Genomic DNA, 19173 nt, shown 5'->3' with positions numbered 1-19173 from the left:
TTGAGATAATTAAGTATATATACAAAAGAAGGAAAGAAGGTGCAGCCAGTGGCATTACGATTTGCACTACTCGGGCTGCTGACCCAAGGGGAAGCGACCGGTTACGATTTAAGCGCGACTTTTAAAAAACAAATGATCCACTTCTGGACCGCACATCATACTCAAATATACCGAGAGTTGTTAAAGATGGAAGAGGCAGAGCTCGTGACAAGTGTCCATATCGTCCAAGAAGACTTGCCGGACAAGAAAGTCTATTCCATCACCGATAAAGGACGGACAGAGCTCGTTGAATGGTTACGGACACCGAATGAATTCAAACCGAAGATGAAGGATGAGAACTTGATGCGGGTGTCGCTCTTGCATCTGCTCCCACCAGAGGAAGCCGTTGCTTATTTGGAAGAGTCGAAGCGGCACCATCAATTTGCCGTCGAGATGATGCATAGTTGGCGTCACGACCACCTCGAGAACGGTGCAACACTAGGGGAGACCTTGACGAGTGAGTACGGCTTGCGTATGATGTTGAATTACTTGGATTGGTGTGACTGGGCAATCGCGGAAATCAAAAAGAACGAAGCGAACGTCTAACCAAATTGGCTCGACTGTCATGTAGATGGCGGATTCGAGCCAGTTTTATTTTGTAATAGGATTTAGTAAGGAGAGAATCGATGTACTTTAATGACTATGAAGACTGGATTGAGGAAGAGGCGGAATCCTTATTTCACTTACATGAAGAACGGTTGATACGAGAAGCGACCTCGTATTCACAATTTACGGCGTATGTAGAAGAGGCACTCCTTGAACCATTGTTACTGAAACTACGTTGGCTCGGAGAAGCAGAAGAAGAGGAGATTCTAGAACGGGCAGATTCAATCGTTTGGGAGAATGCCTTTAGTCATTCGGAAGCTTCGCTTCGGCGAGATGTGTTACGACGGGTCGTCGAGCGAGACTTTACTGCGCATATCCTCGCGTACCTCACACCAATTCTTGAAGCTAGACAAGCTACTTATGAGGCGGAATTGAAGCAGCTTCAATTGGCGCATGCTGAACAAATAGATGAGGTCAAACAACACGAGCAACAGATTGAACTCGGACCGCCACCTAAAAAAGTCAAAAAATGGTGGTACCTCAAAGAAAAAGAAGTAGCACGTTCCTATACGGAGGAAGAACGATCTGCATTGCAAGCCCAACAGCAACAACTCGAGGACGAGTTAAAGCGACTCGAACAAAAAACACGTGAGACAGAAGCAAATCTCGAACGATTGGATTCAATTCACCGTCTATAACGTATGAAAAAATGGAGCATGCGACATGATGTCGCGCGCTCCATTTTGTGTGAATACTATCTATTACGCTTGTGTCGCCAGTTTCGCGAGGACTAGTTTTGCGACTGCTTCACTTGAAGCCGGGTTTTGTCCTGTGACGACGTTGCCGTCGATGACTGCGAATTCCTTACCAGCATCCGATGTCAGGAAAGTGGCGCCTTCACCACGAAGTGTCGTCTCAAGCAAGAATGGTACTTTATCTTCGAGACCTGTCGATTTTTCTTCTTCGTCTGTGAAGCCGTTGATTTGACGACCTGATACGAAAGGTTTGCCATCGATCATGACGTGCGCGAAGGCCGCTGGACCGTGACAGACTGATGCGACGACGCCATCTTTTTTGATGACAGCTTCAATGGCACCAGCCACTTGTGGGTTATTCGGGAAGTCGACGACTGCACCGTGACCACCTGGGAAGTAAACGGCATCAAATGATGCTGGATCGACTTCCGAGAGTGCTTTCGTGTCGTGCAACGCACGGCGTGCATCTTGGAATTTCGGCAAGATTTCTTTGACGATCGATGCTTTATCGATCGGGACGTCGCCACCTTTGATCGAAGTGACCGTCACGTCATGTCCTGCATCCTTAAACAGGTTGTATGGTGCTGCGAACTCTTCGAACCATAATCCTGTTTTGTGACCATTCATGTCATCTGCACTTGTTGATACGATTAAAATACGAGCCATAATAAAACTCCTCCTCTGTATGAACGTTACAAAGAAGGAGTTTCCCGGAGATATGAAGAGTTAAACCTCACCGGTGTTCCGTATAGTGATGAACCGGTAGTGTAGCAAGTGCCTGGTCGATTTGAGCTTGTGAGATCGACTCTTTCATCGCTTGGACGTTTGCCTGAAGCTGTGACACGCTCGACGCACCAGGAAGGACGATGTCGACCTGTTGATCGATGGCTTGCAACGCAAGCGCAGGAAGCGGGAAATCTTGAAGTTTTTGTAGACTCGCCTCAAGCGTTTCCTTATCGAATTGTTCGAACCGATCAACCGACTGCAGGCGTGAAGCACTCTCATGTGTCAAGAGTCCTTTTGCCAGTGGACCACGGGCAACGACTTGGATGTTTTTCTCTTTTAAGCGTGGCAACAACTCTTCGATGCGGCGATCGAGCAACGAATAAGGCGTCATCAAGTAAGAGAAATTACTATGCTCGAGCCAATATTCGATGACATTCGGGCGCAGTGACGACAGACCATATTCCTTGATCTTCCCATCTGCTTTTAAATCTTCCATTGCGCGGATCGACGCATCGATGTCATCATCGATCGTGCCGCCGTGGACGTAATACAGGTCGAGATAAGGTGTTTCAAGACGATTCAAACTTTCAAGACAAGCTTGCTTCAGATAGTCATAACTCGGATCCCATGTCCAACCGGTTCCGGTCGCGTTCATCCGATTCCCACCTTTTGAGGCGAGGAACAATCGACTGCGATCCTCTTGTGAGAAGGTTTGACCGATGATGGATTCGACCGCTCCGTTCGCATAGACGTCCGCTGTATCGAAGTGCGTGATTCCAGCATCAAGTGCCGTCCGCAGGATTGCTGTTGCTTCCTCCTGGCCGCGCTTTAAGATCGTCATCGTACCTAATCCTAATGACATGTTCAATTCCCTCTTTTCTTAGATGAACTATAAGTTTGGAACTTCTGCATTCTAGTGTATCATATCTGATGAAAAAGACGATTTCGAAGTCTTGCGGCAATACGTCGGAAACGGCATACTAATCATGACAGAGAACGTAAACTAAGATAGAAGAGGGGAACACATCCGATGGAAGAAAAAACGATTGAACGTGAAGTGATCTATGAAGGAAAAGTCTTTGATGTCGAGAAACATGTCGTCACGTTACCGAACGGCAATACCTCGGTCCGTGAATTGGTCTATCATAATGGTGCCGTCGCGATCATTGCTTTTGATGAACAAGGTGATTTGATCGTCGTGGAACAGTACCGGAAGGCGTTCGAGAGTCTATCGATCGAGATTCCAGCAGGAAAACTCGAGAAAGGCGAAGATCCACTCGATTGTGCCGGACGCGAATTAAAGGAAGAAACAGGATACGTCGCGAAAGAGTTACGACATGTCTTTGATTTTTACGGTGCGCCTGGTTTCTGCAGTGAGCGTGTACATATCTATGAAGCGATTGGTCTGACTGCCGGTGATCGTCAACTCGATGAGGATGAGTTCCTTGAGAATAAGACATTGAAGCTCGAAGAAGCACTCGAACTCGTTGCAAACGGAACGATCGTCGACGCGAAAACGATCATGGCAATCCAGCATTGGCAAATTCGTACTTTAAAATGATTCTCATTTAAATGATTTTCAGTTGATAATCATTTTAATTTGAAAAAAGACTGATTATCAGCTATGATAATAGCATCAGTTCGAACAAAGGGGGCGTTATGATGGAAAGTCGTGTAGAACGCATCAAAAAACAGCTAAGCGGTAAAGGATATAAGCTGACTCCCCAACGTGAAGCGACTGTGCGTGTCCTGCTCGAACACGAGTCGGATCACCTCAGTGCCGAAAATGTCTTTCTCCTTGTAAAAGAAAAGAACTCCGACATCGGACTTGCGACGGTTTACCGGACGCTCGAATTATTGACGGAGCTTGAAGTCGTCGATAAGGTCAACTTCGGAGATGGCGTATCCCGGTTTGATTTACGACAAGAAGGTGCGAGTCATTCGCATCACCATCTCGTCTGTATCGAATGCGGATCCGTCGAAGAGATTTTAGACGATATGCTAGAAGAAGTAGAGAAAGAAATCGTGTCCCGATTCCACTTTAAAATCAAGGATCACCGCCTGACATTCCATGGCGTCTGCCGTGTCTGCCAAGAGCGTCATGCTCGGGAAGCGTTGGAACAATCGCAAACACAAACAGTCTGACCGTCCGACGAAATTTCGGATGGTTTTTCTTTTTCAATTTTTATAGGTCAGACCTCTTCACAACGGTTTACACCTTTGATATGATGGGAAAGTAAGCGATTTCGTAAACGAAGAGGATGAGTTCAGTGCGTGAACAACTGGAAGCATTTATCAATTATTTAGTGATTGAACGGCAAATGTCCGCGAATACGGCAGCTGCGTATCGAAATGATTTAAATCAATACTTACAGACGCTTGAAACAGCGGAAGTTTCCTCGTTCGAACAGGTTCACCGACATCATATCGTCGACCATATTGAACGATTGCTTGATGCACGAAAGTCACGATCGACGGTTCGCCGGGCGACGAGCTCGATCCGTTCGTTTCATCAATATTTGGTCGAAGAGAGACTTGCGACACACGATCCGTCTCGTCATCTTGATTTACCGAAACCGGAGAAAAAGTTGCCCGTCGTCTGGAGTCAAACGGACGTCGAACGCTTGCTTGATTCGGTCGTCGGTGTCGATCCGCTTACACGACGAGATGCAGCAATGCTTGAGCTTCTCTATGGAACAGGCATGCGCGTCAGCGAACTGCTCCAACTGAAGTTGAACGATTTGCAACTCGAACTCGGGTATCTGTCGTGTCTTGGGAAAGGGAATAAATCCCGGATCATCCCGATGAGTACGACATCGATTGAGAGCGTCAGGACATATCTTGACCTCGCGCGCAACAGTCTCGGTGGTCAACAGACGGACGACGTCTTCTTAAACAGTCGCGGTGATCGTTTATCACGGCAAGGGTTTTGGAAGATGATCAAGCGACGGGCAAAGGAAGCGGGTATCGAAAAAGAGATCACGCCGCACGTCCTGCGTCATTCGTTCGCGACCCATCTACTTGAAAATGGTGCCGATTTACGCGTCGTACAAGAGATGCTAGGACACGCTGATTTGTCGACGACACAAATGTATACACACGTCAACAAAGCACGACTCCACGACGTGTATAAGAAACATCATCCACGGGCGTGATGGTTCTATCTTTTAAAGGTCTGACTTCAGACAAATGATGCGTTTTGTCTAGTCTCTTTCCGGGAAAAATCGTAACGGGAATCGCACAACTACAGCTCGTATATAGGAGGAACAGCAAATGGCTCAATCATTTAAACGTGTATTTTTGATCGTCATGGACTCCGTAGGAATCGGAGAAGCACCGGACGCTGAACAGTTCGGAGATCTTGGTTCGCATACGCTCGGTCACATCGCGCGTGAACGCAATGGACTCAACATGCCGAACATGGCAAAACTCGGTCTTTCGCATATCGAACCGATCGAAGGTGTCTCAGCTGAAGAAGCACCGCTTGCGGCATACGGAAAAATGCAGGAAGTATCTGCAGGGAAAGATACGATGACAGGGCATTGGGAGATCATGGGACTCCGGATCGATACACCATTCCGTGTTTTCGAAAAATTCCCGGATGATTTGATTCATCGCTTAGAAGAGTTCTCAGGACGGAAGATCATCGGGAACAAACCGGCTTCTGGTACGGAAATTCTCGACGAACTCGGACAAGAACATGTCGAGACAGGCGCTTTGATCGTCTATACGTCGGCAGACTCTGTTCTTCAAATCGCAGCACACGAAGAAGTCGTGCCATTAGAGGAACTGTACCGGATTTGTGAATACGCACGTGATATCACGCGGGATGACCCGTACATGCTTGGTCGCATCATCGCGCGTCCATTCCTTGGTGAAGCAGGAGCGTGGGTCCGGACAGCGAACCGTCACGACTATGCACTCAAACCATTCGACCGGACGGTCATGAACGAACTCGAGACGGCAGGACTTGATGTCATCTCGCTCGGTAAGATAGCCGATATCTATGATGGAGAAGGCGTCACGGATGCAATCCGGACGAAGTCGAACATGGACGGCATGGATCAGCTCGTGAAACAACTCGATCGTGATTTCAACGGACTTTGCTTCTTAAACCTCGTCGATTTCGATGCGTTGTTCGGACACCGTCGTGATCCGCAAGGTTACGGACAAGCACTCGAAGAGTTCGATGCGCGTCTTCCAGAAGTGTTTGCTCGCTTAAACGAAGACGATCTCTTGATCATCACGGCTGACCACGGAAACGATCCGGTTCATGCTGGAACGGACCACACACGGGAATACGTACCGTTGCTTGCTTACCACAAGAACGGCGTCGCAAAATCGCTTGGTATTCGTGAGACGTTCGCTGATCTTGGAGCAACTGTCGCAGAAAACTTCGGCGTCAAAATGCCGGCACATGGAACAAGCTTTTTAACAGAACTATAATTCGAGGGAGCGATTCAGATGACAGTCAACTGGAATGAAACACGTTCGTTTTTAGAAAGCAAGATGCAGGCAAAACCAGAAATCGGGTTGATTCTCGGTTCAGGACTGGGTGTCCTCGCGGATGAGATCGAAAACCCGATCGCGATTCCATATCATGAAATTCCGAACTTCCCGGTATCAACGGTCGAAGGACACGCGGGACAACTCGTCTTCGGTACTCTTGAAGGGAAACAAGTCGTTGCGATGCAAGGGCGATTCCACTTCTACGAAGGATATTCGATGGATATGGTCACGTTCCCAGTCCGTGTCATGAAAGCGATCGGTGTCGAGACATTGATCGTCACGAACGCAGCGGGTGCTTGTAACGAAGCGTTCGAACCAGGTGATTTGATGTTGATCACGGATCACATCAACTTCTTCGGTACGAACCCATTGATCGGGAAGAACGTCGATGAGATGGGACCACGTTTCCCGGATATGTCGAAGCCGTATGATGCGGAATTACTTCGTCTCGCACAAGAAACAGCAGATGAACTCGGAATTCGTGTCCGTCAAGGTGTCTACTTCGGAAACACAGGTCCAACGTATGAGACGCCAGCAGAAGTCAAGATGGCACGGATGCTCGGTGGCGACGTCGTCGGTATGTCGACGGTCCCTGAAGTCATCGTTGCCCGTCATTCCGATATGCGAGTCCTTGGGATCTCATGTGTCTCGAACATGGCAGCAGGTATTCTCGACCAACCGTTACATCATGATGAAGTCATCGAAACGACAGAACGTGTCCGGGCACACTTCCTATCACTCGTTCGCGGTTCGATCAAAAAAATGTAACGACTGTTTATAAAACTCACAAAACACTCCTGAGGAGGAACTAGATTATGCGTATGGTAGATTTGATTGCAACAAAACGAGACGGTGGCGAACTCGCAACAGCTGATATTCAAGCAATGGTAGAAGGATTCACGAACGGTGAGATTCCAGATTACCAAATGTCAGCGATGTCGATGGCGATTTTCTATCAAGGAATGTCAGATCGTGAAATCGCTGATTTGACGATGGCGATGGTCAACTCGGGCGACGTGATCGACCTTTCACGTATCCACGGGAAAAAAGTCGATAAACACTCGACAGGCGGTGTTGGTGACAAGATCAGTCTGATCGTCGCACCACTCGTTGCGTCAATCGGTATTCCGGTTGCGAAGATGAGCGGTCGTGGACTCGGTCATACAGGTGGAACCATCGACAAACTCGAAGCGTTCCCTGGTTTTGACGTCGAGCTTTCTGAAGAAGCGTTCGTCTCACAAGTCAACGACATTAAGATGGCAATCATCGGTCAAACGGGTAACCTGACGCCTGCAGACAAAAAACTCTACGCCCTTCGTGACGTCACGGCGACGGTCAACTCGATCCCATTGATCGCAAGTTCGATCATGTCGAAAAAGATCGCAGCAGGAGCAGACAGCATCGTACTCGACGTCAAGACAGGTTCTGGTGCCTTCATGAAATCGTTTGAAGATGCAAAAGCACTTGCGACAGAGATGGTTTCAATCGGTAAGAGTGTCAACCGTAAGACGGTTGCTGTCATTACAGACATGGATCAGCCGCTCGGCTTTGAAATCGGAAACGCAAACGAAGTCAAGGAAGCGATCGAAGTCCTTCAAGGGAAAGATGTTCGTGACTTGAAAGTCATCGCCTTGACGATTGCATCACACATGGCAGTCCTCGGTGATTTCTACCCGACGTTTGACGAAGCATATGCGGATCTCGAAACACGTCTCGGTAACGGAGCAGCACTTGACGTCTTTAAAAAGTTCATCGCAGCTCAAGGTGGCGACGCGTCTCTCGTTGACGACATGACAAAAGCACTTGAAACGAAATACGAAAAAACATTCGTCGCTTCAAAAGCAGGTTATGTCTCTGAAATCATCGCTGACGAAGTCGGTGTTGCAGCAATGATCCTCGGTGCAGGACGCGCGACGAAAGCAGATGAGATCGATCACGCAGCAAGCGTTACGTTGCACAAGAAAGTCGGCGACCGTGTCGAAGTCGGCGATGTCATCGCAACACTTCGTTCAAACAAAGAAACACTCGATCAAGCAATCGAAAAAATGGATCACGCGTACCATATCAGTGAAACGAAACCGGCAGAACGCCCGCTCGTTCACGCTGTTATCCAGTAAGCAATCCAATCAGCAATACTTGAGTAGCGGACGTCGTCCGCTACTCTTTTTTTATGATAAAATTGTAAGTGTAAAAATATGGGAGGGGAGTATATGAAACGTTGGATAATCGGGATTGCCAGTCTAATTGGAGTCATCGGAGGTAGTGCCTTATTGATGACGTTCGCTTTTACACAGGATATGAACTCGGATGGAACGAAAGAGACTGAAGTACAGCGGAAAGCAAAAACTTACTTAGAACAGCATCTTCCGGAAGCGAAGGTGACCGGTAGTCTTTACGACAACATGGGCAATTTTCCATTTGAATATGCCGCACGCGCGATAGACGAAAAAACGAATACTGAGTTTTTCGTCTATCAACAAGAGGAGTCGGGGAGGTTCGTTGACTCGTATCATGCGTCACTTTGGGAAGATCGGTTAGAGCGACGGATCCCGTCGCCGACTCTCGAACAACTGAACAATCAATTGAGCGTGACCGTACTTTATGACAACGATAAAATACAGCAGCTAGGTGACGCGCGTTTTGATTCAAAGGCTTATTTACGGAAGGAAGTCGCTCCGACGCTCTTAGTGGACGTTCCACGCAAGCGACACGAACAGGATAAAGCGCAGGTCACAGCGTGGGCAAAGTCGTTGCGCGAACAAAAGATTCTTCAACATATGACAGTCAAGGTCGATTATGTCTCGGAAAAAGGAGAATTGCTTGAGAACGGAGATTCGCTCTTCGTGAAGCTGTAAAATGGAGGGGAAAAATGAAAGTACGCGGTCCCCTTTCGATTTGTTATACTGGAAATACTTGTAATGAAAAGGGGGAACTCTCATGAAACCACCACGCTTACAAAAAGGGGATAAGATTGCCATCGTCTCGCCGGCGTCTGCTGTCGCAGCATACGTACCGCGTCGTCTCGCCCGCGGTATCGCAACACTTGAAAAAATGGGCTTCGAGGTCTTCTTAATGCCGAACGCAACGGCTGTTCATAGTCATACGGCAGGAACGATCGGGGAACGGCTGCAAGATTTACATATGGCGTTCGCAGATCCGTCAATCAAGGCAATTATCTCGACAATCGGTGGGTTTAACTCACACCAGCTACTCGACGAACTCGATTATGAATTGATCCGGAACAATCCGAAGATCTTCGTAGGTTACAGCGATATCACGGCACTGTTTGCTGGGATCTACCAGCAGACAGGATTGACGACGTTCGTCGGACCCGCACTGCTGACGCAGTTCGGTCAATTCGATGGTCTTGATCCGTATACAGAAGAATCGTTCAAACGTACGTTCATGCAGACGGAGCCGATCGGTCGGATCGAAGCGTCTGAGGAGTGGACAGATGAGATTTTACGCTGGGATGTCGCAGACGACCGAAGACGAGAACATCAAGTGAACGCAGGTTACACAATTGTTAAGACCGGTGTCGCAGAAGGTCCGATTCTTACGGGGAACACGGGAACACTTTTACTGCTTGCCGGAACACCTTATTTGCCATCGTTTGACGGTGTCGTCTTGATGCTTGAGGATGACGAAAGTGAGACCCCGGAAACGATTGACCGGTATTTCACGCAATTGCGACACATGGGTGCGTATGACAAGATTGCGGCACTCGTCGTCGGACGTTTCCCGCGCAAAGTCGATTTTGACCCGGACTTCCCGCTCAAGGACATCATTCTGCGCGCGACGCGGGGCTATGATTTCCCGATCATTCTCGATGCGGACTTCGGGCATACGGATCCCGTCACAACACTCGCGAATGGGGTGCGGATTCGTGTCGAAGCCACGGATTCGGTGACACTCGATGTGTTAGAGGCAGCCGTCGAGTAAAAAGGTCTGCACGACGTCCTGAAATTTGGTACACTGTACCATGGAATCACGATCTTGAATCGTGACGAATCTCTTGCTGAAAAGCACGAAAGGTTGGTCAAACATGCAAAAAACTGGTCATATCTTATTAGAAGATGGAAATAAAATCGAATTCGAACTGTTCAACGATGAAGCACCGATCACGACTGAAAACTTCGAAAACCTTGCAAACTCGAACTTCTACGATGGATTGAACTTCCACCGTGTCATCCCAGGCTTCGTCTCACAAGGCGGATGCCCAATCGGAAACGGTACAGGCGGTTCAGGAAAAACGATTCCTTGTGAAACGTCAACATCATACCCACACAAACACAAGGCGGGTTCACTCTCGATGGCACACGCTGGTCGTAACACAGGATCAAGCCAATTCTTCATCGTACACGAGCCACAACCGCACCTCGACGGCGTACACACGGTCTTCGGACAAGTGACTTCAGGTCTCGAACATGCACAAAAAATGAAGCAAGGCGCTGGCATCAAAGAAATCCGCGTCGAAGCGTAAGTTCTTTCTCCTCTTCGAACGTTCGAAGAGGAGTTTTTCTTTTTTTAGAACCGGGTACAATCAGTAAGGGAACTCAACTCGAAAAGGAGTGTTTGTCATGCGTTTAGAAGGAAAACGAATCATCCAAGTCGTCAGCAATGACTTCGAGGATTTAGAATTATGGTATCCAGTCCATCGCTTACGTGAAGAAGGCGCAATCGTCGACATCGTCGGTGAGAAAGCGGATGAAACATATATCGGGAAGTACGGTGTCCCAATCAAATCGAATAAGACGTTCGATGAGATCAATCCAGCAGAATACGATGCGATTCTTGTTCCAGGTGGTTGGTCGCCCGATCTATTACGCCGCTTTGACTCTGTTCTGAACATGGTGCGTCATTTTGACCAGAACAAACAACCGATCGGTCAAATCTGCCACGCTGGTTGGGTGCTGATCTCTGCCGGCATCTTAAAAGGTGTCAACGTCACGAGTACGCCAGGAATCAAGGATGACATGACGAATGCGGGTGCAATTTGGCATGATGAAGCCGTCGTCGTCGACGGACATATCGTCTCGAGTCGTCGTCCGCCCGATCTACCGGACTACATGCGTGCCTTCATCCAAGTGATGGAAGAACAAGCGTGATTCAGATGCAGGGGACGTCACGTGACAGTCTCCTGCATTTTCATGGATTATGAAAAAAATGCAGTAATTCTGTGTGAGAAGGTGTAGAATGAATGAGTCTCAGTCGTTCATGCTCCTGAGAGTTGTTGAAATTAGGAAGGTGTAGAATCACATGCTAGTAAAATATAAGAAGTTGAATGAACGGACCGCGATGGGGCTGATCGCCTTTTCGTGCGAAGTGAAGGATCCGAAGTATTTGCTTGAAACGGTTCAAGCCTATGAACAGGAAGAAGACCAACGCTTGTATTTGTACAAACAAGATGAGGATTTCGTCGGTGTCATCGGGTTTCAATTAATGGATGGCCATGCTGAATTGAAACATATCGCATTATCACCGTCTTTCCGTGGAGAACGGATGTCGTATCTTCTACTCGATGAAGCAGCCAAACTTCTTCGAACGGATATTACGGGTGCGACCGAAGAGACGCAACGCCTCGTCGACAAATGGAAAAATCAATAAAAAGACCGGTCCATGGCTCAGATGGACCGGTCTCTTCGGTTTTGTAGCGCTTCTTGTCGTGCCGTGACGACATCCGTACGATCACGTAAACGGTGTTTATGCGTCACATAGTCGAGATCAGGTGCTGTCGCTTCAAGTGCGACGGCTCGGATGACGTCCGAAAAGACAGGCAACGGGATGTGTCGATAGACCTTATCCGTAAAATGGTCGCGATGATCGAGCAAATATGAGACGTCGATCCCAGACGCAATCAGTGTTGCCCGGTGACGTTCGATTTTATCGAATGCTTTCACATATGTCCGCTGTGCCCCAGCCGTATTGCCGCGGCGGTGATGATAGCGAGCGACGGCCAGTTGGATCAGACCGACAAGCGCCTCGTCCTGACGTTGTCCTTCTTGCCAGACTTCCTCTAAGATTTCATGGCACTCGAAGTAATCGTGCCGAATGTTGAATTCAAATACGAATCGTTCAATCGGATTCATGGAATCACCTCTTCCTTTGAATATAACATAGTCGAACCCATCTGTTGTATGGTATACTAAGGCGCAAAAAACGTTGATGGGCAGGGAGAATCATGGAATCATACAGTGTAAAGATGGATGCGTTTGAAGGCCCGCTGGACTTGCTGTTACACTTGGTTGGTAAATTAGAAATCGATATTTATGATATATCCGTTTCCATGGTGACGGATCAATATGTGTCCTATATCCGTGCGATGCAGCATCTTGAACTAGATGTTGCTAGTGAATATCTTGTCATGGCAGCGACGCTGTTGCAACTCAAAAGCAAACAACTCTTGCCGATCGAACAGACGGAATACGATGAGATTCCCGATTTCGAGGAAGAACCGACGCGAGAAGGTCTGATTCAACAGTTGATCGAGTATAAAGCATACAAGGAAGCAGCACTCGTCCTGAAAGAAAAGGAAGAGGCACGCCTTGAGCTGTTCTCGAAACAACCAGAGGATTTGATGCGTTATCTCGACACGGATGCACAAGAGTATAACGGTACGTTATCACTGAGTGATTTATTACGTGCTTACGAAAAAATGCGCCAACGGGAAGCCTGGAAGGTACGCCGTTCGAAGACGGTCAAACGGGAAGAACGGTCACTCGAGCAACAGATGGAGTCTGTTGCCCGGTACGTCGCGACCCGTGAGCGTACGACATTCTTCGGTTTTTTTGCGGAGCAACCGACGGTCGAAGAACTAGTCGTCAGCTTCCTCGCTGTTCTTGAGCTCGTGAAGCAACGGGTCATTGATTGTGAACAGATGACCGATGATATCCTATTGCGGAGCATGGTGAAGGAGGAGAGTCAGATTGGCGTATGAACAAATCATTGAGAGCCTGTTATTCGTCGTCGGAGACGATGGAATCGATCCGCGTGGTCTCAGTCAAGCGCTAGAGATCAGTGAAGCGGCAGCGCGTGAACAGTTGCTGGCTCTTCAAACGACATTCGAAGCAGAGCAGCGTGTGTTGCAAATCGTGGAGTCGGGTGGTGTCTTTAAGATGGTGACACGAAAAGAGATGTCGCCATATATTCAGGCATATGCCGGTTCGCTCGCAGAAGATTCCTTGTCTCGAGCAGCGATGGAGACACTCGTCATCATCGCATACAAGCAACCCGTCACACGTGCTGACATCGAAGTCGTTCGTGGTGTGAAGACGGAGCGTGTCATCCATACGTTAAGTGCAAAAGGTTTGATTGAAGAGGCGGGACGCGCCAAAGGCGTCGGTCGCGCAAAATTGTATAAAACGACGGATCATTTCCTGGACCATTTTGGTCTGAACAGTATTGAAGAGTTGCCGCCACTCGAGTTCGAAGAAACGTTCGAATCGGATGGAGATCTCTTCTTCCGGAATGATCCTTCATTAGAGGAGAGAGTGAATTAATGGAACGGTTACAAAAAATCATCGCACAAGCAGGTGTCGCTTCGCGGCGTAAAGCAGAGGAATTGATCACAGCAGGTCGCGTCAAGGTCAACGGAAAAGTCATCACGGAGCTTGGAACGAAAGTCGGAGCACGTGCGGAAGTCGAAGTAGACGGTGTGAAGCTCGAACGGGAAGAACACGTCTACTACATGCTCTATAAACCAACAGGTGTCGTCTCGACGGTTGAAGACGATAAAGGACGTAAGACGGTCGTTGATCTCGTACCACCCGGACACCGTGTCTTCCCAGTCGGTCGACTCGACTACAATACGAGCGGTCTTCTTTTAATGACGAATGACGGTGAATTCTCGAACCTCTTGCTTCACCCGAAATATAAGGTACCGAAGCGCTACATCGTCAAAATCAAAGGTGTACCAGAATACTTCCACGTCAAAGGTCTTGAAAAAGGTGTCGTCTTACCGGATGGTTTCAAGACAGGTAAAGCACGTGTCGAGATGCGCGATATCGATAAGAAGAAAAACACAGCGATTCTTGAAATGGTCATCTACGAGGGACATAACCGCCAAGTCCGTCAAATGGTCGAGACACTCGGTTCGGAAGTCTTGAAGTTGAAACGTGAACAGTTCGGTTTCTTGACACTGGCAGGTCTTACTTCTGGCGAGTGGCGTGAACTTTCAAAAAAAGAAGTCAATCAATTGCGTGAGCTAGCGGATCCAGCCGCTCCACCTACGAAAAGACGTAAGAACACAAAAAAACGTTAATTTGTAAAGCGAGAAGCTCATCCTCCGGGTTGAGTTTTCTTTTTTTGTGACAAAACGATTAACGAATTTCACATTTTGTCAACGGTAAAGCGATTTCAAGTACAATATGGGTGGAGGCGGTAAAATATGAAAAAAACGAAACAAAATCCGGAAGAACGCTTAGCAGCGGCCCAGCAAAAAAAGAAGAAACGCTCCTTCTGGCGTCTGATGATCATGACGATTGTCTTGTTCGCCGGAGCAGTCGTCATCATGCAATTCGTCGATCAAGCGACACGTGATAAAAACGGTCGTGTCATGGCAGGCGATGATGCCCCTGGTTTCGCACTCGTCGATTTATATGGTGAGAAACAGCACTCGATGGACGAGTACAAAGGAAAAGGACTTTTACTCAATTTCTGGGGAACATTCTGTGAACCATGTAAGAAAGAGATGCCATTGATCAATGACAACTATCAGATGATGCAAGACCAAGGCGTCAATTTCGTAGCGGTCAATGTCGGTGAAACACCAGTTCGTGTCTCAAGCTTCATCAAGGATATTGGCGGAACGGACTATCCGATTCTCATGGATACGAACAGCTCTGTCGAGAAGGCTTACGGGATCTACAACTTACCTGTGACGTTCATCATCAATAAAAAAGGTGAAGTCGTCGAGAAGTATGAAGGTGAGATTGATCAAGCGAAGCTTGAAGAGATGGTGAAGAAAGCGAACGAGTAACGGCATCGAAGGGGGATTTAAGGATGCAGGAGCAAGAAGATTTCAAACAACTGGACATGCGTTACGAAGAAGCGGAGCTTCGATCGAAACGTAAGAATCCATCTTGGATCGACCGGGCATGGACGTTCTTCTCGTCCGTCAAGGTCGGGTTATGGTTGATTGCCTTGATCATCATCGCGAGTGGGGTCGGAACGATCTTCCCGCAAGAGATGTATATTCCACAGGCAACACCACCGGAAGAGTTTTATCAAAAGGAATACGGCACTGCAGGTGACATCTATTATACGTTAGGATTCCATAATCTATTTGAATCATGGTGGTATATCGGATTGATCACGCTTTTATTACTCTCGATCATCATCGTGTCGATCGACCGATTCTTCCCGCTCTACCGAGCACTGAAGAAACAACCGGTTATCCAGTCGGACCGTTTCATGAACGGTCAGCGATTTGGCGCGGAAGCGACTGGCGATGTCAAAAAAATCGATGCGATCGCACCGTTGCTTGAGAAAAAAGGCTATAAAGTCCGTCGACAAGACGGAGCACTCTTAGCTGAAAAGCAACGTTTCGGTCGATGGGGTCCATACATCAATCATATCGGACTCGTCTTATTCTTCGGTGGTGCGATGCTTCGAGTCGTACCAGGCATGCACGAAGATGAATTGCTTTGGCTCCGCGAAGGAGAGACGTTGCCGATCGAGGCGACGGACAATCAGTACTACTTGAAAAATGAAGCGTTCAACATCGAGTTCTATGATCCTGAGAAGGTCGATGAGAAGTTCAAGAAGTCACTTGAAGCAGCAGGCGGAAACGTACCGAAGAACTATGATACGAAGATGACGCTGTACAAGAAAGTCGGCGAAACATCCGATTTCAAACCGAAGCTTGAAGAAATCAAGTCAGGTGAGACGGCAGTCAACCGCCCATTCGAATTCGATGATTATCAAGTCTTCCAGGAACAATACGCGGCAGATCCGGAATTCAAGACGATGTCGTTTAATATCGTCAACCAGAAGACGGACAAAGTCGTCGATACGATCAAAGTCGACTTGCGTGATCCGAAAGAAACATATGCTTTAAAAGATGGATATGAAGTCGAACTGAAGGACTTCCTTCCGGACTTCGTCGTTAAAGATGGTCAGCCAACGACGAACTCGGGACGTCCAGTCAATCCAGCCTTCGTCTTTAGTATCAAGTCACCGGAACATCCGAAAGGTGAACGGAGTTTGATTGGGATCAAATTGAACGTCGGTGGAGATGAGAACCAGTACAAAATGGCATTCGCGGGTACGGAACTCTCGAACATCTCGGGTGTCCGGATTAAAAAAGATCTGACGCTACCGTTCCTGTTTGCAGGTGGTATCATCTTCATGGCAGGTCTATTGATCGGAATGTACTGGCCACACCGTCGTCTCTGGCTCAAAGAGAAGAACGGTCGGATCCAGATTGCTGGATTTACGAACAAAAATGCATTGGGGCTTCAAAAAGAAGCTAATCTCGCGTTGACGGAAGTCGGTCTACCAGAACTTGAGGATCGACAAAAGTTGCGGGAAGAGGGGGAAGCTAAATGAATTTGCTTCAGTTGAGCAGTAACCTGCTCCTTACATCATTCATCGTCTACCTCGTCAGTACAGGATTCTTCGCTGTAGCGACGAGTGGTAAAAAAGGACCGACGCGTTCTGGTAAAATCGCCTTTACGCTCGCGATCATCGGTTTCCTCGCGCAGCTCGGATATTTCTTCACGCGCTGGGCTGGAGCTGGGCACGTTCCAGTTTCGAACTTATATGAATACACGACATTCTTCGGCATGATGATGGTACTTGGTTTCTTGATCGTTTATGCCATCTACAAAAACAACGTCCTTGGCTTGATTGCGATGCCAGTTGCATTGCTCGTCATCGCCTATGCGTCGATGTTCCCGGATGAAGTCCAACCGTTGATCCCAGCACTACAAAGTGTTTGGCTCAAAATCCACGTCACGACGGCAGCGCTCGGCGAAGGGATTCTTGCCGTCAGCTTCGCGACGGGATTACTGTATCTGATTCACGCGACGGATTTCAGTAAGGAATCGAAAACACGGACGTGGCTCGAAGTCGTCATGTTCTCACTCGCATGTGTTGTCGGTTACATCTTAGTTGGGCTGTTGTTCAAAGCAACAGGTTCTGCATCGACGATCGAATACGTTGCGAAAAACGGTGCAACGATGACACATGACTACGCGATGCCAGTCTTGACAGGTCCTGAAGGCGGAAAAGTCTTATCGGGTTCAGGTGCCGTCATCGAATTACCGAACTTCTTGAACGCGAACAAAGTCAATACTGTTTTATGGTCGATCATTGGTGGCGTCGTCTTATACGTCTTGCTTCGCTTCGTCATTCTTCGCAAGCGTCTTGCTGAGAGCTTGAAGCCGATTGCGCGTAAGATTGATCTTGAGACAGCAGATGAGATCAGCTATCGTTCTGTTGCGATTGGTCTTCCGATCTTCATCCTGGGCGGTCTGATCTTCGCGATGATCTGGGCGCAAATGGCATGGAGCCGTTACTGGGGCTGGGACCCGAAAGAAGTATGGGCACTCATTACGATGCTCTTCTATGTCTTTTATCTCCACATGCGTATCCAGCGTGGGTGGATTGGTAAAAAATCAGCGTGGCTATGTGTCGGCGGATTTGCCGTCATCATGTTCAACCTCGTCTTCGTTAACCTTGTCGTAGCAGGATTACACTCGTACGCATAAGAAAAAGCAAGCAGCGGATCCGGAAACGGTCCGCTGCTTTTTCGTGTGCGTCTGACCGAAGTGTGCCTTTTCGGAGAAATCAGCTAGAGCAAGCCATTCTTTTCGTTTCATAGTATACTAAAAGAGTAGTAGGATAGAGGAGTAGAGTTTAGTTCATAGGAGGAGACAGCATGTCAGAAGAAGCACGTATTTTAGTCGTCGACGATGAAGAACGGATTCGTCGCCTGTTGAAGATGTATCTGGAGCGGGAAAATTTCACGATCGAGGAAGCAGACAATGGAGAGACGGCGCTTGAAATGGCGCTTGAGACAGAATACGATGTCATTCTCCTCGACTTGATGATGCCGAAGATGGACGGGATGCAAGTCTGTGAAGAACTGCGGAAAACGAAAGCGACGCCGATCGTCATGTTGACGGCAAAAGGCGAAGAGACGAACCGCGTCCATGGGTTTGAGATGGGGGCAGATGATTATATCGTCAAACCATTCAGTCCACGCGAAGTCGTCTTGCGTGTCAAAGCGATCCTTCGTCGTGCAAGTGCGACGAAATTCCTCCACACGGATGCGAAAACAAAAGATGTCATCGTTTTCCCACACTTGACGATCGACAATGATGCCCACCGCGTGACGGTTGAATCACAAGAAGTCAATTTAACACCAAAAGAATACGAACTCCTGTATTTCTTAGCAAAACAAACGGACAAGGTATTCTCGCGGGAACAATTACTCAAGGAAGTCTGGAACTATGAATTTTTCGGAGATCTGCGGACGGTCGATACACACGTCAAACGTCTGCGTGAAAAGCTGAATCGTTTGTCTCCGAACGCCGCTCAAATGATCACGACGGTCTGGGGTGTCGGATACAAGTTCGAGAATAGTCCGACCTGA

23 protein-coding genes are annotated in these 19173 nt (G+C 48.0%); 20 read left to right on the top strand and 3 right to left on the bottom strand.

Annotation, left to right across the window (positions count from 1 at the left end; all coding sequences use genetic code 11):
• Positions 1–48: 48 nt before the first annotated feature.
• The gene (locus AYO36_RS09280) at positions 49–585 is read left to right on the top strand and encodes a PadR family transcriptional regulator (RefSeq protein WP_023467670.1); all 537 of its coding nucleotides are present in this window, start codon (positions 49–51) and stop codon (positions 583–585) included.
• Positions 586–665: 80 nt separating this feature from the next.
• Positions 666–1283 (top strand): hypothetical protein, encoded by a 618-nt coding sequence (locus tag AYO36_RS09275; RefSeq protein WP_064300240.1) that lies wholly within the window; start codon positions 666–668, stop codon positions 1281–1283.
• Positions 1284–1346: 63 nt separating this feature from the next.
• On the opposite strand, the gene AYO36_RS09270 is transcribed toward AYO36_RS09275, so the two are convergent.
• On the bottom strand, positions 1347–2006 hold the full coding sequence (locus AYO36_RS09270) for a type 1 glutamine amidotransferase domain-containing protein (RefSeq protein ID WP_023467672.1): 660 nt from the start codon (positions 2004–2006) through the stop codon (positions 1347–1349).
• Between the two features lie 67 nt (positions 2007–2073).
• The gene (locus AYO36_RS09265; RefSeq protein WP_064300239.1) at positions 2074–2928 is read right to left on the bottom strand and encodes an aldo/keto reductase; all 855 of its coding nucleotides are present in this window, start codon (positions 2926–2928) and stop codon (positions 2074–2076) included.
• 168 nt (positions 2929–3096) lie between these two features.
• Between AYO36_RS09265 and AYO36_RS09260 the strand changes: the two genes are divergently transcribed.
• The 11 genes from AYO36_RS09260 to AYO36_RS09210 all read left to right on the top strand — a co-directional run bounded on the left by AYO36_RS09260 (position 3097) and on the right by AYO36_RS09210 (position 12182).
• Entirely contained in the window at positions 3097–3627 is a 531-nt protein-coding gene (locus AYO36_RS09260; protein ID WP_023467674.1) for an NUDIX domain-containing protein, read from the top strand.
• 101 nt (positions 3628–3728) lie between these two features.
• Complete coding sequence (fur, locus tag AYO36_RS09255) at positions 3729–4211, top strand: ferric iron uptake transcriptional regulator (protein ID WP_023467675.1); 483 nt, start codon at positions 3729–3731, stop codon at positions 4209–4211.
• 125 nt (positions 4212–4336) lie between these two features.
• A complete protein-coding gene (gene xerD, locus AYO36_RS09250; protein ID WP_064300238.1) occupies positions 4337–5221 on the top strand; it encodes a site-specific tyrosine recombinase XerD in 885 nt (294 codons plus the stop codon).
• A gap of 118 nt (positions 5222–5339) precedes the next feature.
• Positions 5340–6512: a phosphopentomutase gene (deoB, locus tag AYO36_RS09245; RefSeq protein ID WP_064300237.1), complete on the top strand. Its 1173-nt coding sequence runs from the start codon at positions 5340–5342 to the stop codon at positions 6510–6512.
• An 18-nt stretch (positions 6513–6530) separates the two neighbouring features.
• Positions 6531–7343, top strand: coding sequence for a purine-nucleoside phosphorylase (locus AYO36_RS09240; RefSeq protein ID WP_029341181.1), 813 nt, complete (start codon positions 6531–6533; stop codon positions 7341–7343).
• Positions 7344–7390: 47 nt separating this feature from the next.
• Positions 7391–8692, top strand: a complete 1302-nt coding sequence (locus AYO36_RS09235; protein WP_055967087.1) for a pyrimidine-nucleoside phosphorylase — start codon at positions 7391–7393, stop codon at positions 8690–8692.
• Positions 8693–8785: 93 nt separating this feature from the next.
• Positions 8786–9430, top strand: a complete 645-nt coding sequence (locus tag AYO36_RS09230; protein WP_064300236.1) for a hypothetical protein — start codon at positions 8786–8788, stop codon at positions 9428–9430.
• An 82-nt stretch (positions 9431–9512) separates the two neighbouring features.
• Complete coding sequence (locus AYO36_RS09225) at positions 9513–10517, top strand: S66 family peptidase (RefSeq protein WP_064300235.1); 1005 nt, start codon at positions 9513–9515, stop codon at positions 10515–10517.
• Between the two features lie 103 nt (positions 10518–10620).
• Complete coding sequence (locus AYO36_RS09220; protein WP_023467682.1) at positions 10621–11058, top strand: peptidylprolyl isomerase; 438 nt, start codon at positions 10621–10623, stop codon at positions 11056–11058.
• Positions 11059–11155: 97 nt separating this feature from the next.
• Positions 11156–11683, top strand: coding sequence for a type 1 glutamine amidotransferase domain-containing protein (locus AYO36_RS09215; RefSeq protein WP_035398198.1), 528 nt, complete (start codon positions 11156–11158; stop codon positions 11681–11683).
• Between the two features lie 151 nt (positions 11684–11834).
• Positions 11835–12182, top strand: coding sequence for a GNAT family N-acetyltransferase (locus AYO36_RS09210; RefSeq protein ID WP_023467684.1), 348 nt, complete (start codon positions 11835–11837; stop codon positions 12180–12182).
• A gap of 17 nt (positions 12183–12199) precedes the next feature.
• On the opposite strand, the gene AYO36_RS09205 is transcribed toward AYO36_RS09210, so the two are convergent.
• Complete coding sequence (locus AYO36_RS09205) at positions 12200–12664, bottom strand: DUF309 domain-containing protein (protein WP_064300234.1); 465 nt, start codon at positions 12662–12664, stop codon at positions 12200–12202.
• 92 nt (positions 12665–12756) lie between these two features.
• On the opposite strand from AYO36_RS09205, the gene AYO36_RS09200 reads away from it, so the two are divergent.
• The 7 genes from AYO36_RS09200 (at position 12757) to AYO36_RS09170 (ending at position 19173) form a co-directional block, all read left to right on the top strand.
• On the top strand, positions 12757–13512 hold the full coding sequence (locus AYO36_RS09200; RefSeq protein WP_023467686.1) for a segregation/condensation protein A: 756 nt from the start codon (positions 12757–12759) through the stop codon (positions 13510–13512).
• Positions 13502–14074 carry an SMC-Scp complex subunit ScpB gene (gene scpB / locus AYO36_RS09195; RefSeq protein ID WP_023467687.1) on the top strand — a complete coding sequence of 191 codons (573 nt, stop codon included), beginning with the start codon at positions 13502–13504 and terminating at the stop codon, positions 14072–14074. Before AYO36_RS09200 ends, scpB begins: the two co-directional genes overlap by 11 nt.
• Positions 14074–14835 (top strand): pseudouridine synthase, encoded by a 762-nt coding sequence (locus AYO36_RS09190; protein ID WP_023467688.1) that lies wholly within the window; start codon positions 14074–14076, stop codon positions 14833–14835. The genes scpB and AYO36_RS09190 overlap by 1 nt, the downstream gene beginning before the upstream one ends.
• 126 nt (positions 14836–14961) lie before the next feature.
• A complete protein-coding gene (gene resA / locus AYO36_RS09185; protein WP_023467689.1) occupies positions 14962–15552 on the top strand; it encodes a thiol-disulfide oxidoreductase ResA in 591 nt (196 codons plus the stop codon).
• A 23-nt stretch (positions 15553–15575) separates the two neighbouring features.
• Entirely contained in the window at positions 15576–17123 is a 1548-nt protein-coding gene (resB, locus tag AYO36_RS09180) for a cytochrome c biogenesis protein ResB (protein ID WP_081637418.1), read from the top strand.
• Positions 17120–18286, top strand: coding sequence for a c-type cytochrome biogenesis protein CcsB (gene ccsB / locus AYO36_RS09175; RefSeq protein WP_023467691.1), 1167 nt, complete (start codon positions 17120–17122; stop codon positions 18284–18286). Before resB ends, ccsB begins: the two co-directional genes overlap by 4 nt.
• Positions 18287–18456: 170 nt before the next feature.
• Positions 18457–19173, top strand: a complete 717-nt coding sequence (locus AYO36_RS09170; RefSeq protein WP_023467692.1) for a response regulator transcription factor — start codon at positions 18457–18459, stop codon at positions 19171–19173.

Origin of the sequence: Exiguobacterium sp. KKBO11, assembly GCF_001644945.1 — a bacterium.
Taxonomy (GTDB): Bacteria; Bacillota; Bacilli; order Exiguobacteriales; family Exiguobacteriaceae; genus Exiguobacterium_A; species Exiguobacterium_A abrahamii.
This window is presented reverse-complemented; position numbering and strand designations above follow the sequence as displayed.